Annotated in this window: 9 protein-coding genes; 2 read left to right on the forward strand and 7 right to left on the reverse strand. The window is 38.5% G+C overall.

The window, feature by feature from the left end:
- Both nirD and nirB read right to left on the reverse strand, forming a co-directional pair.
- On the reverse strand, positions 1-354 hold the full coding sequence (gene nirD / locus V6260_RS15595; protein WP_211016374.1) for a nitrite reductase small subunit NirD: 354 nt from the start codon (positions 352-354) through the stop codon (positions 1-3).
- Positions 341-2,917: a nitrite reductase large subunit NirB gene (nirB, locus tag V6260_RS15600; protein WP_341595031.1), complete on the reverse strand. Its 2,577-nt coding sequence runs from the start codon at positions 2,915-2,917 to the stop codon at positions 341-343. Before nirB ends, nirD begins: the two co-directional genes overlap by 14 nt.
- Before the next feature lie 377 nt (positions 2,918-3,294).
- On the opposite strand from nirB, the gene V6260_RS15605 reads away from it, so the two are divergent.
- Positions 3,295-5,424 carry a pyridoxamine 5'-phosphate oxidase family protein gene (locus tag V6260_RS15605; protein WP_341595032.1) on the forward strand — a complete coding sequence of 710 codons (2,130 nt, stop codon included), beginning with the start codon at positions 3,295-3,297 and terminating at the stop codon, positions 5,422-5,424.
- Positions 5,425-5,515: 91 nt separating this feature from the next.
- On the opposite strand, the gene V6260_RS15610 is transcribed toward V6260_RS15605, so the two are convergent.
- The 3 genes from V6260_RS15610 to V6260_RS15620 all read right to left on the reverse strand — a co-directional run bounded on the left by V6260_RS15610 (position 5,516) and on the right by V6260_RS15620 (position 9,193).
- Positions 5,516-7,261 (reverse strand): hypothetical protein, encoded by a 1,746-nt coding sequence (locus tag V6260_RS15610; protein ID WP_341595033.1) that lies wholly within the window; start codon positions 7,259-7,261, stop codon positions 5,516-5,518.
- Positions 7,254-8,330, reverse strand: a complete 1,077-nt coding sequence (locus V6260_RS15615) for a hypothetical protein (RefSeq protein ID WP_341595034.1) — start codon at positions 8,328-8,330, stop codon at positions 7,254-7,256. The genes V6260_RS15610 and V6260_RS15615 overlap by 8 nt, the downstream gene beginning before the upstream one ends.
- 239 nt (positions 8,331-8,569) lie before the next feature.
- The gene (locus V6260_RS15620; protein WP_341595035.1) at positions 8,570-9,193 is read right to left on the reverse strand and encodes a glutathione S-transferase; all 624 of its coding nucleotides are present in this window, start codon (positions 9,191-9,193) and stop codon (positions 8,570-8,572) included.
- A gap of 116 nt (positions 9,194-9,309) precedes the next feature.
- On the opposite strand from V6260_RS15620, the gene V6260_RS15625 reads away from it, so the two are divergent.
- On the forward strand, positions 9,310-10,203 hold the full coding sequence (locus V6260_RS15625; protein ID WP_341595036.1) for a LysR family transcriptional regulator: 894 nt from the start codon (positions 9,310-9,312) through the stop codon (positions 10,201-10,203).
- Positions 10,204-10,303: 100 nt separating this feature from the next.
- On the opposite strand, the gene V6260_RS15630 is transcribed toward V6260_RS15625, so the two are convergent.
- Positions 10,304-11,155, reverse strand: a complete 852-nt coding sequence (locus tag V6260_RS15630) for a universal stress protein (RefSeq protein ID WP_341595037.1) — start codon at positions 11,153-11,155, stop codon at positions 10,304-10,306.
- A gap of 10 nt (positions 11,156-11,165) precedes the next feature.
- Positions 11,166-12,656, reverse strand: coding sequence for a SulP family inorganic anion transporter (locus V6260_RS15635; protein WP_341595038.1), 1,491 nt, complete (start codon positions 12,654-12,656; stop codon positions 11,166-11,168).
- Between the last annotated feature and the right edge of the window lie 491 nt (positions 12,657-13,147).

A 13,147-nucleotide genomic window follows, 5' to 3' on the forward strand; every position in this document is an offset into this window, starting at 1 on the left:
TTACGCGACCGCTTTAATTATTTTTGGCTCGGCGCTTATAAGTACGTTGCCGTCTTGTATTTTTGCATCAAAAACCGGTAAATGTATTGCTTCTGCCTCTAGGCATTCGCCTGTTGCTAAGCAAAAATGCTGTTTATATAACGGCGAAGCTACGACCAGTTTTCCCTCTATAGAGCCAATAATACCGCGAGATAACACATTTGCTTTTCCGATTGGGTCGTAGTTACTTATGGCAAACACGCTTTCTTTGCTTTGGGGTACATAAAAAATAGCCACCTGCTGATTATTAACTAATGCGCATACACCACTATTAGCAACTAGGTCATCAATTGTTCCAATATTATGCCAAGACATCAGCTTGCTCCTCTTCAAGTTCCATTACTGGGATTCGGTTTTGAGTCATTTTTTGCTCGCGTTTTTCAGCATCTGTAGCTGGGCGAATTTGATTTCGTTCCTGTACAAATAAAATATTATCATCAGGATTAGGGCTATTCACAAACTGGCGGAACCGTTTAGACGCTTCAGGGCTTTCTACCGCTTTTTTCCACTCACATGCGTATGTTTGAGTAATAAGTTCCATTTGTTCTTCAAGCTCTTGGCAAATACCTAAGCTGTCATCTATTACTACACTTTTAAGGTAGTCTAAACCGCCCTCAAGGTTTTCCATCCATACAGAGGTACGCTGTAGTTTGTCGGCGGTTTTTATATAAAACATCAACACACGGTCTATGTATTTGATAAGTGTGGGTGTATCTAAATCGGTCGCAAATAAATCGGCGTGGCGAGGGCGCATACCGCCATTACCACATACGTATAGATTCCAACCGTTTTCGGTGGCAATAATACCTATATCTTTACTTTGTGCCTCGGCGCATTCGCGGGTACAACCCGACACAGCCATTTTAAATTTATGCGGTGAGCGTAAACCTTTATAGCGGTTTTCAATGTCTATTGCGTGGCCAACACTGTCTTGTACACCATAGCGACACCAAGTACTTCCCACACACGATTTAACCGTTCTAAGAGACTTACCGTAGGCGTGACCTGTTTCAAAGCCAGCTTCAATCAGTCTTCCCCAAATAACCGGGAGTTCTTCTAAACGAGCACCAAATAAATCGATGCGCTGCCCGCCAGTCACTTTACAATAAAGGTTAAAGTCTTTTGCTACTTGGCCAATGACAATGAGTTTGTCGGGCGTTATTTCGCCGCCTGCAATACGCGGTACTACAGAGTACGAGCCGTCTTTTTGCATGTTAGCGAGGTAGGTGTCGTTAGTATCTTGTAGGCCAACATGGGCAGGTTCTAAAATAAAGTCGTTCCACGTTGAGGCTAAAATAGAAGCGATTGCAGGTTTACATATTTCACAACCATGATGCCCACTGCCGTGTTTAGCTAATAAATCATCAAAGGTTTTAATGCTTTCTACTTTAACCATATGCAGTAGCTCTTGGCGCGAATACGCGAAGTGCTCGCACACATGGTTGTTTACTTCAACACCCCGACTTGCCAGCTCATCATCTACTACCGATTTAAGTAAAGCGGCACAACCACCACAGCCACTTGCTGCTTTAGTACATGATTTTACTGAGGCTAAGTCGCACGAACCGCCATCAATGGCGCCTACAATGTCGCCTTTACTCACATTGTGACACGAACAAATAGTGGCGGTGTCGGGTAGGGCACTGCCCGATAACGACGGCGCGCCGCCGCTGTCTGGTAAAATTAAACACTCAGGGTTTTCTGGTAAGTCCATGTCGTTTAACATGTACTGAAGTAGTGTATCGTAATCGCTGGTATCACCAACGAGTACTGCACCAAGGAGCTTATCGCCGCTTTCATTTAAAATGATTTTTTTATAGCAGTCTCTAATTGGATCTTGGTAAATCAGCTCTTTGCAGTTGGGTGTTTTTGCATGAGCGTCGCCAATAGAGCCTACTTCAACACCTAGCAGTTTTAATTTAGTGCTCATATCGGCACCTGAAAATTCAAGTTCGCCGCCACTTAGCTGGCTTGCTGCAACGCGGGCCATGTTGTAGCCAGGTGCCACTAAACCAAATAGTTTTTTATCCCATAAGGCACATTCGCCAATAGCTAAAATATCAGGATCTGATGTTTGGCATTGGTTATTAATAATAATACCGCCACGCTCACCAAGTTCAAGCTCAGCCACTTTACCCAGTTGATCATAAGGGCGAATACCGGCTGAGAACAAAATTAAGTCTGTTTCTAAAAACGTACCGTCTGAAAAGTTAAGTCTAAAGCGGCTACTTTCACCTTTAACAATTTCGCTGGTTGCTTTTGAGGTGTGAACAGTAACGCCTAGTTTTTCTATTTTATTTTTTAGTAACGTGCCGCCTTGCCCGTCGAGCTGAACAGCCATAAGCTGCGGTGCAAACTCAACAACATGGGTATCGAGCCCTAATTGTTTAATTGCGTTTGCGGCTTCAAGCCCTAATAAACCACCCCCAATAACAACACCGCTTTTACTGGCTGCGGCACTGGCTTTTATTTGATCTAAATCCTCTAGCGTGCGATAAACCAAACAATGGAGTTGATCGTTCCCCTTAATTGGTGGCACAAATGGGAACGAGCCTGTAGCAAGTACAAGTTTATCGTACGGGTATTGATCGCCGGTTTGCGTTGTTACTACTTTATTTACTCTATCAATGCCTTCAACCCACTGTTTAGTATGTACATTAACATTAAGTTGTTGATAGTTCTCTAAGGTTGTTAGTGCCAAATCGGCGGCTGTTTTGCCATCAAACACGCTTGATAAGTACACGCGATCGTATGCAAGATTTGCTTCACCACAAAGTACTGTAATATTTGCTTTGTCATCGCTTTGGCGCATTTGCTCAACAAAATGATGTCCGACCATACCATTGCCGATAATGAGTATTTTTTGCGAGGTTTGCATTAGGCATTCCTTAATGTGACGGTTTAAATTTTAAAAACAAAAAAGCCCGCCACAGATACAAATTCATGTACTGCGGGCGGGCTTCTTTGCCTGTGGTCATAACAACCTAAATATGTGCCAGTTTAAATAACTGGCTTGTTAATTAATTGTTTGCAATAAAGTGGCCATGTTTTTAAGAGGCTGTTTTTAAAGAGTTAACTTAGTCTTTAAGTAATTTATCTGTACTTTATTGTTTTACTTTGGTGCGTGCCTGGCACTAAGAGGGTGCAAGTATTGTCATTGTTTTGTGCATTATCAGTCAATAAAACACGCATTATCATTATTCATGAGTTGAGTTAAATTTAATTTATTAAATATACATTTGACTTATGATCACAATGACAAACGCAAACAACTTAATCCCTTCTCCTTTTCATGAAGGTGAGCTGGCAATTCAAGACAAACTGGCCAAACGAGAACTAATGGATACATTTGGCAAGCGAGCTATTCGTTCCTTTATGCCTGAGCAGCATCAAGCCTTTTTTGCGCAGTTACCATTTGTGGTTGCAGGCAGTGTTGATGAAAACGCCGATGTATGGGCTTCTATTGTTTCAGGTAAGCCTGGTTTTTTAAGCGTCCCCACACCCACATCTTTGTTAATGACAAACACCGTTGATATAAACGATCCCCTCCATAAAACGTTAAAAGTCACAGGTTCGTCCATTGGTTTATTAGGTATTGAGCTGAGCACGCGTAGGCGTAACCGTTTAAATGTGCGCGTAGGTGAGGTAATTGCCGATAATAAGGTGAGTTTTAATGTTGATCAATCTTTTGGTAATTGTCCGCAGTATATTCAAACGCGCGACTTAACATTTAATAGAGACTCTTTACTTAAAAGTAATGCGGTACAAAAAGTTGAATTTAATACACTTGATAACGCAGCCAGTGCGTTAATTGATAACACCGATACATTTTTTGTTTCAAGCTTTATAACCGCAAAAAACAATCCAAAAATTGAAGGGGTTGATGTTTCTCACCGTGGTGGGTTGCCGGGTTTTGTAAAGCGAGAAGGCAATACATTAACGATCCCTGATTACGCAGGTAATAATTTTTTTAATACCTTGGGTAACTTTTTATTAAACCCAAAAGCAGGTTTGTTATTTCCTGACTTTAATACGGGTAATGTATTAATGCTTACCGGCAGTGTTGAAATTTTATGGGATGGCAATCCAGAGTTAGAGGGTTTTATTGGCGCAGACCGAGGCTGGAAATTTACCCTAACTAAAGGAATGTGGCTTAAAAACGTACTTCCATTTACTGCTAAATTTAATGCGTATTCCCCTAACACTAAAATGACGGGCACGTGGCTTGAGGCTGATAAAAACAAACAAGCCAAAAAACTTAAACATACTTGGCAGCCTTTAAAAGTAACTAAAATAGTTAAAGAGAGTGACGTAATTACGTCCTTTTATTTACAAGGGCATAACAATACAACCTTGTTACCGTTTAAAGCTGGGCAGCACTTAACCGTACAAATACCAAGTAAAAGTAGTGGTAATAACAGTAATAGCAAACCCGTTATTAGAACCTACACGGTGTCATCAAGCCCGCATGAGCAGTTTTATCGGTTATCGATTAAAAAAGAGCTTAGCGGTGAGGTGTCAAACTACTTTCATAATAACGTAAAACTCGGGAGCGTTATTTTAGCTAAATACCCACAAGGGCAGTTTTTTATTGATCCAACTAATACTAAACCAGCGGTACTTATTGGTGGTGGAATAGGCATTACACCTATGATCTCAATAGCTAAACACATTGCCAATGAAGGGTTAAGAACCCGCTATACACGCCCTTTGCATATTTTTCACAGTGCTAAAAATGCGCAGCAGCGCGCGTTTTACAATGAGCTAAAAGCACTTGCAGATAACAGTGGGGGCGCAATTGATTACTACTCGCTTTTATCGCAGCCTGAGCTTAATGAAAAGCAAGGCAATGGCTCTAATTTAAAAGATGAGAGCTTTGATTTAAAAGGGCGCATAAATGCGGATGTGTTTAGATATTATTTACCACTTGATGATTACGAGTTCTTTTTATGCGGACCAGAAGCGTTTATGCAGCATGTATATAAAGAGCTGTTATTACTCGGTGTGCAGGATAAAAACATATTTGCTGAAGCATTTGGACCCTCCAGTATTAAGCGCAAAGTACTTAACACAAACGAAGCGCCTAATAAAAGCAAAGAAATTAGCACTGAGGAAGCAGACAACACTGTAATTAAATTTAGTAAATCAGGTTTTGAACAGCGCTGGAACAAAGGCGATAACACTATACTTAATGTAGCCGAAGCTCATGGCTTAGAACCTGAATTTGGCTGTCGAAACGGCAGCTGCGGCAGTTGCGCTGTAAAAATAAACGCAGGCGTTGTGGTGTATCGTAATAGCGTAAGTTACCCAGTTGAGACCGGGCAGGCGCTAATTTGCTGCGCCGTACCTGCTAAAGGCGTTGATGAGCTTGATTTAGAGCTGTAAAGCTTGAGGTAATTCTACTTGTAGATAGGCATATCACATCTCATTAATAACTAGTTCTTAATGAGATGATAAAATCACTGTGATACTACAATTAGACTACTTCTAACAAACTTATAGTATCGTTAATTAATACACTATCTATTAAAGCTGTATCGGATAAAAATGAACGCTTGGTTTTACTGTCTCCAATACAGATCAATTTTGTGGTGGGAGAAAAGTATTCACTTTTAATGTTTTCAATATTAAAAAGAGGATTAGATGAAGTTTCATCTCCCTTGTACTCCGCGACAGAAAAAACAACTTGCCCACTGGATTTAGTTTCATGAGAAAGAAATTTGAAAATATTACTTCTGCTCTCCGAATCAATATCTTCTTTAAAAACCGCATCAAGAAGAAATGGAAAGCTATGAATAGTAGAGTTTTTCATGACCATTTCGTAGAACGAGAAGTTATAAGCCATTAACAACTGGTGTAGCTCTACGCCCTGATACGGGAATGAATTTAAAGAATACAGAGCCTGATATTTGGCTTCTTTTGGTAATTTAACACCTAACGCTGAAACTTTACGTTTAAATATAGAAAGGAACTCTCTTTCCTTAACTTTTCTCAAGGAGTCAATATCAACACTGCTCCCAAGCTTATCTATATCAATATTAATTCCGTTAATTCTTTTTTCACATGCAGCTTTTTTGATAGAAATATTTTTTAACATTTGTAAGTTGGCATTATGATTCAGCCAAGAATCAAATGTAATATTATCCGATTTTAAACGTCGTAAAACCCCATAATCCTTCTCTATTTTAATTCTTAAAGAAGTTATAAGTTTTTCAACTGAGTTCAACTTCGTTGCGTTGTTTTTAATGTGCTCTTTTACTCTGCCCTTTTCTTTTAAAGCATCGTTAATATCTTGGCTATAGCTATAAAACTCTTTCAAATCACCTGGTAAACTTTGGTCACAGGTTGGACACTGATCAATTTTTGGCTTTTGATTTTTTATGTTCGATATTATTTGAGATAATACCCTCTGCCTTCCCCTCAACATACTCATTTTATTACATAGCTTCGTATGTTCTGCTTCTTTTTCTGATAATTCTTTGCTTAAATCTTGGTAGCCTTTAAGGTAGTTTTCAGCCTCACCTTTAAAACGTTCATCAAGTAATTTTGATATTTTCAACTCTTCATTTTTAACTTCATAAGAATCAAGTTGTTTTAATTCGAAACTTAATTCCTTTTTTTCTTTTTCAAGGTTGTATTTAATAATTCTTTTGTGGTCATTTTTAATACCACAATAGTAATCCAAATAGTCGAATTTGAAGTCTTTATAAAATCTATAATCACCTATTGACTCACGTATATATACCCATCCTACAGATTGGGATATGTAATACGGTAATAGTGCGGCTTCTAATGGCGCACCTATTAATTCAGCTTGCTTTTGTAAAACCAAATCAAAACCTATTAACTTTGACAAAAGCTCTTTGTATCTAATGTACTCATAAGAGTTATTACTGTTAATTCCGTCAAACCTAACAGGGGGTTCATTTCCTTTTTGTAAAACTAACGTATCATTAGACCGTACAAATACAAGATTACAAATTTCTTCAGATTTCTCTAGTACACAATCAAGTCGAAAAAAAACATCCTCGCCGTTAATATCATTCAAATTGTCTTTTGAGTCATTTATCCCCATCGCATAAATAACTGATTGAATAAGCGTGCTTTTCCCCGAAGTATTTCGACCATGAACAATATTCACTGAATCACTGAATTCTGTATGAAAGCCTTTCTCACCATTAGGAGAATAAACCAATAAACTTTTTAAAATTAACTTAGGCATACATTCCTCTTGTTTCTACATATGCTGCAATTACGGCGAATGACACCATGTAGCTTTCTAATCTAGGTTGGAATTCTTTTTGATAACAGTGATATAAATCTACAATACAATCCGCTTCATTGGTGTGCTTTTCATCAATATCGGTTCTTGTTTCAACAAATTTGTAAATTTTACGATATTCTATTTGCTGAATATCCTTAAAGTAATCAAAACAGTTCTCTAGCAACTCTTTTGCTCTTCGGCGTATTGGTAGTTTTAAATTGAGTTCACTAGAAATTTGTTCTGAGTATTGTCTCCAAAAATCAAAAGATTTTTTACTTTCAGTAAACATATTGAAAGTTTCATTTATTTTTTCTTTGGTTACTCTTTTACTTGAGTCGGATAAAAGAACTTTATTATCATTATTATATGTTTGTTCAGCATCTTCTAATAACCGCATTAAAGTAGAAATAACAGCTTCATGGTCATTTACTTCTTGACCAAAGTGCTCTATGGATAAACCTTTGAGTTCTCTTTGCCAGCTCTGGTAGCTTTGAGCAAAATCAATATATTGGAAATGTACGTTCTCTAATTGAGTGATTTCAAGTATTGATTGGCAAATCCTTGGTTCAATATTTTCCTTAATTTTGCCTGTTAAATCAGCGTATTTTTTTCGTCTATTTGAAACTTGGACTTTAACTTTATCTTGTTTAACTCCTTTTTCTTGCTTACTTGTTAAGAGTATATTTCGATTAGTAAGAAAGTTTAACGTGTGTTTATAATCATTAGATTTTTCGTGAGGATCCTTGAGAAGTTCCTTGCCTACCGCCGTCATTTTCCCGATTATTTCACAAAGATCACTGTCTGTTCTCCAGTCATCTCTTGATTTTTTTGCTTGATATGTATCGATTTTGTTTAAATGGCGGTTTTCATCTAAAAACGCAAATAGAAAATCTTCATGGTGCTCCAAGCAAATAAAATAATTTTCTAAGTTTATGGTTTCATAGCCTTCAAATAATAGAAAAACAACACAACAACGCTGAAATGAATATCCTGATCCACCTTCTACACCTGAATTACTACTTACCATAATATACTTCCATGATTATTGTTTGATTCGTCATTTTCAAATTAAGCTAACTGTTTACTAGGACATTTATCTAATTTTCACATGACAATGTCCCTATATTGTGAATATGTATTAATAACAAATAGCGTAACCTATTACCAATTATAAATATTATCACTGAATCTCAAGTAGCACTTAAACAACCACACAAAAAAGAGGCTTAATAGCCTCTTTTAAAAAACTTTTAAATACTTGAACTACTAAGCCAACAAACCTGCTTTTGTTTCAGGCATTGCTATAAAACCATCAAGTTTACGTATGTTGTTTAACCATCTTAAAATATTTGGGTACTGCTCAAGTGATACGCCGCCCTCCGGTGCGTGTGCTATGTACGAAAAGTTAGCAATGTCGGCAATAGTTGGCTGAGTGCCTACTAAGTAGTCACGGTTTTGTAAGTACGCATCCATGGTTTTAAATAATGTGTGGGCAATGTTTATCGCATTTTGATGATCAAGCTGCGCGCCAAATACAGTAACTAAACGCGCTGAACAGGGACCTGAAGCCACAAGCCCTGCAGCAACGCTCAACCAGCGCTGAATGTGCGCCTGAACAGTAATATCTTCTGGGTACCAGGTTCTGTCAGCATCAAAATTTTGTGCCAAGTATATTAAAATAGCATTTGAGTCGTTAATAATGTCATCGTTATGTTTAAGTACCGGTACTTGTCCAAAAATATTCATTTTTAGAAAGTCAGCGTGCTTTTGTGCGCCGTTTTGCAGTGCAACATCAATCATATTTACATCAAGCTTTAAAAGCGATGTAAATAGCTCTGCACGATGTGAATGACCAGATAAAGTAAAACGATATAGCGTTAGGTTGCTCATGGGTTGTCCTGTTTTTTAATTTGAATAGTGGTTTTTAATAACGTTATTCTTTCACTATTATCAGTTTTGAAAAACCGAACTAGTAAGGAATAAATGTCAATGCTATATTGACAATCATGGATACTATTATTGGCATTAAAACAATCATCGCGGTTGTTGAAACAGGCTCTTTTACAGCCGCAGGCGACAGACTAGGGCTTTCAAAGGCGCTGGTTAGTAAATACGTGGGCATTGTAGAGCAAGACTTAGGGGTTAGATTATTTAACCGTTCCACGCGCAGAATTTCGATTACCGAAGCGGGGCAAAGTTATTACACAAGCGTAGTGCCTGTAATTGAAAGCTACAGCGAAATGCTCGATAACTTATCGGGTCAAACAGCACTTGCTAGCGGCAAACTTCGGGTGAGTGCGCCGGTGTCGTTTGGCGAATCAAACCTTGCGCCGTTAATGCCTGAATTACTGAGCCGATACCCTGATTTAAGTATTGATTTAGTGCTTTCAGACAAAACAATTGATTTGCTAGAAGAGGGGGTTGATTTAGCAATAAGAATTGGCAGTGTGTCTGACTCTAATTTAATCGCGAGGCAAATTACCAGTTACCCTTTAATTTTATGTGCATCAGCAGATTATATAAACCGCTTTGGTGCTCCTAAGAGTGTTGATGAGCTTGAACAACACGCCACAGTGATTGATAGCAACTTTAAAATAGGTCGCCATTGGCCACTTGCTTCACCTACTGGTGAGGCATTAACGGCAAATGTAAACTCGCGTGTTTCGGTTAATAATCCGCAAGCTGTAAAAGAGGTGGTTGTAGCGGGTGGCGGTATTGGTTTAATCCCTGAAATAGTGGTGAGAGACGATATTGCATCGGGCAAACTTGTGCAAGTTATGGCGGATTATAAAACATTTGAATTTGGCTTGTTTGCTATTTATCCTCATAGAAAATTTGTGGCTCAAAAGGTGACGTCGTTTATTCAGTTTTTATTTGAAAAGTTTGAAGCTAAAAAATAAAGCTTACTTTAAAGTTAAAAATAAAACCCAAGCTAAGCCAAAAACAAAAAGCCTAAAATCAGTTAAGTGATTTTAGGCTTTTTGGTGCAGGTTATTAAATTTATTTTAAAATAACCACAGGCACATCGCTGTTTTCGAGCATTTTAATGGTATTACTGCCCACAAAAAACTGCCTTAATTTAGAGTGCCCAAACGCACCCATTACAATTAGTTCTACATTATTTTGCTCTTTATATTGCATTAACGAGTCAAAAATATTTCCCTCTAAAAAGCTTGCCGACACTTCAAAGTCCATACTGATAAGCTTGTGCTGTGCATTAACAAATTTTTCTTCAAGGTCTTTTTCGCTGTTTTTAATACTCACTAAATGACAATGCAAACCATGTAACAAGCCGCCATCAACCACTTGTTGTAGCGCTTTGTCGGCTGTTTCGCGGCCGTCGTACGCAATCATAAATGATTTAGGTTGTTTAAATGTCTCTGGAATAAGTAAAATAGGTTGGGTTGCACTGCGTACCAAGGTTTCTATATGTGAGCCCAGTACAGCAAAGCTATTACTAGGCCCCGCACCATTTTGCCCAATAACAATAAGGCGTGTGTCGTCTTTTAAGTCTATAACGTTATCGAGCAAATCACCGTGGCGCTTAATTAGTTCAAAATTAGTAATACCTGCCGATTTAGCATGATTACTAACTGAGTTTAATAATTCGTCAGCCATTTTTAAACTTACTTTGCAGCGTTGTTCGTCAAGCTTAGTCATTTCATCAAGAAGTGTTGACTGTGCACCAAGTCCAATACTACCAGAGTAGTCGCCAATGTTAGTTTGCTGGGGTTTTTCAATTGTATGCACAAAGCTAATTGGTTTATTTAGCTTTTTTGAAGCCCAAATAGCAGCGTCGGTTACATTTTTAGTAATGGCTGAGCCATCTACATAGGTAATTATTTTAGTCATTGCATTCTCCTTAATGTCCGCCAAGTAGTTTTTCGACTTCTTCAGGGTTGTTATGCACACCAAACTTATCAACAACTGTTTCGGTTGCGCTATTCATACCAACAATATTAACCGTTGCACCTTCGCGTCTAAATTTAATAACCACCTTATCGAGTGACGATACACCGGTTATATCCCAAAAGTGAGCATGGGTTAAATCAATTACCACATTAGAAACTGCATTTTTAAAATCGAACGACGCTATAAATTGCTCAGCTGAGGCAAAAAATACTTGGCCAACGACTTCATAGGTTATTTTATCGTTGCTTTCATCATGCTTAGTTTTAACCACCATAAAGCGACCAATTTTATTGGCAAAAAACAACGTAGCTAACAACACGCCAACTAAAACGCCAATGGCTAAGTTATGCGTGGCAACAACCACAATAATGGTGGAAATCATCACTATGTTTGACGAAAGTGGATTCTTTTTTAAATCTTTAACTGATGCCCAAGAGAATGTACCAATCGATACCATAATCATTACCGCAACTAAGGCTGCCATAGGAATTAACCGTAGCCACTCATCTAAAAACACCACCATAATGATTAAAAATGAGCCTGCAATAAAGGTAGAAAGCCTGCCGCGACCACCTGATTTAACATTAATAATGGATTGTCCAATCATAGCGCAACCCGCCATGCCACCAAATAAGCCTGCGCCAATATTAGCAATACCTTGGCCCTTACATTCTTTATTACGATCGCTCGTTGTATCAGTTAAGTCATCAACAATAGTGGCGGTCATCATTGACTCAAGTAAGCCTACAACAGCAAGACCAATTGAATATGGTAAAACAATTTGCAGTGTTTCGAGTGTTAGTGGTACATCGGGCCATAAGAATATAGGTAGAGTGTCTGGCAGTTCGCCCATGTCGCCAACGGTTCTTATATCAAGACCCAAAAATATTGAAACCAGTGTAATAACAACAATACACACTAAAGGAGAGGGAAGTATTTTGCCAATAGTTGGAATATACGGAAATAAGTAAATAATACCTAAGCCCGCAGCGGTCATCGCATAAACATGCCAAGTAACATTAGTCAGCTCTGGTAACTGCGCCATAAATATTAAAATCGCCAGCGCGTTTACAAACCCTGTTACAACAGAGCGCGATACAAACCGCATTAACTCACCGAGCTTTAAAAAGCCTGCAAATATTTGTATTACGCCAGTGAGTAAGGTAGCAACCAGTAAGTATTCCAAACCATGATCTTTAACTAGCGTCACCATTAACAGTGCCATTGCACCGGTGGCCGCCGATATCATGCCAGGACGTCCGCCTACAAAGGCAATAATAACCGCAATACAAAATGAGGCGTATAAACCTACTTTTGGATCAACACCGGCAATAATAGAAAAGGCAATCGCTTCAGGTATTAGGGCAAGCGCCACAACAATACCAGCAAGTACATCGCCACGAACATTAGAGAGCCAATCTCTTTTTACGTGATCAAACATGTAAATAACCTAATTAGTTAGTTTCCCAAAGTATAGGGGAATATTTTATTTAAATAACAGTGATTCTCGCGCAGATGGCGATTAAGGTTGCACCTAATGTGCTGATGAAAAAGGGGGCATTAACTCAGGGCGGCGTAAGTTTCAAAAAAGAAAGGCTCCTATAGTTGATTAATTTACTTTGCTAGCAAGACGAAAATAACATAAGGGTGAGTTTGTTTCTAGTGGGCAATAATCAAAGACATAAATTTACCGTGCCAGACTGATTGGATTCGAACCATCGACTTTTGGACCGGGTGATCAAGAGTGGGGAGTGCTTTTTTCTTTTAGTTTTTATTGCTTTAAATTGGTACGCCTGAGTGGATTCGAATCACCGACTTTTGGACCGGGTGATCAAGAGTGGGTAGTACTTTTTCTTAGGTTTTTCATTACTTTGAAGTGGTACGACTGAGTGGATTCGAACCACCGACCCCTACCATGTCAAGGTAGTGCTC

The organism is Pseudoalteromonas aliena (assembly GCF_038155085.1).
GTDB lineage: Bacteria > Pseudomonadota > Gammaproteobacteria > Enterobacterales > Alteromonadaceae > Pseudoalteromonas > Pseudoalteromonas aliena_A.

Excerpts from the sequence above, each read along its gene's own strand:
- nirD (WP_211016374.1), bottom strand. The coding sequence starts at position 354 with ATGTCTTGGCATAATATTGGAACAATTGATGACCTAGTTGCTAATAGT.
- nirB (WP_341595031.1), bottom strand. The coding sequence starts at position 2,917 with ATGCAAACCTCGCAAAAAATACTCATTATCGGCAATGGTATGGTCGGA.
- V6260_RS15605 (WP_341595032.1), top strand. The coding sequence starts at position 3,295 with ATGACAAACGCAAACAACTTAATCCCTTCTCCTTTTCATGAAGGTGAG.
- V6260_RS15610 (WP_341595033.1), bottom strand. The coding sequence starts at position 7,261 with ATGCCTAAGTTAATTTTAAAAAGTTTATTGGTTTATTCTCCTAATGGT.
- V6260_RS15615 (WP_341595034.1), bottom strand. The coding sequence starts at position 8,330 with ATGGTAAGTAGTAATTCAGGTGTAGAAGGTGGATCAGGATATTCATTT.
- V6260_RS15620 (WP_341595035.1), bottom strand. The coding sequence starts at position 9,193 with ATGAGCAACCTAACGCTATATCGTTTTACTTTATCTGGTCATTCACAT.
- V6260_RS15625 (WP_341595036.1), top strand. The coding sequence starts at position 9,310 with ATGGATACTATTATTGGCATTAAAACAATCATCGCGGTTGTTGAAACA.
- V6260_RS15630 (WP_341595037.1), bottom strand. The coding sequence starts at position 11,155 with ATGACTAAAATAATTACCTATGTAGATGGCTCAGCCATTACTAAAAAT.
- V6260_RS15635 (WP_341595038.1), bottom strand. The coding sequence starts at position 12,656 with ATGTTTGATCACGTAAAAAGAGATTGGCTCTCTAATGTTCGTGGCGAT.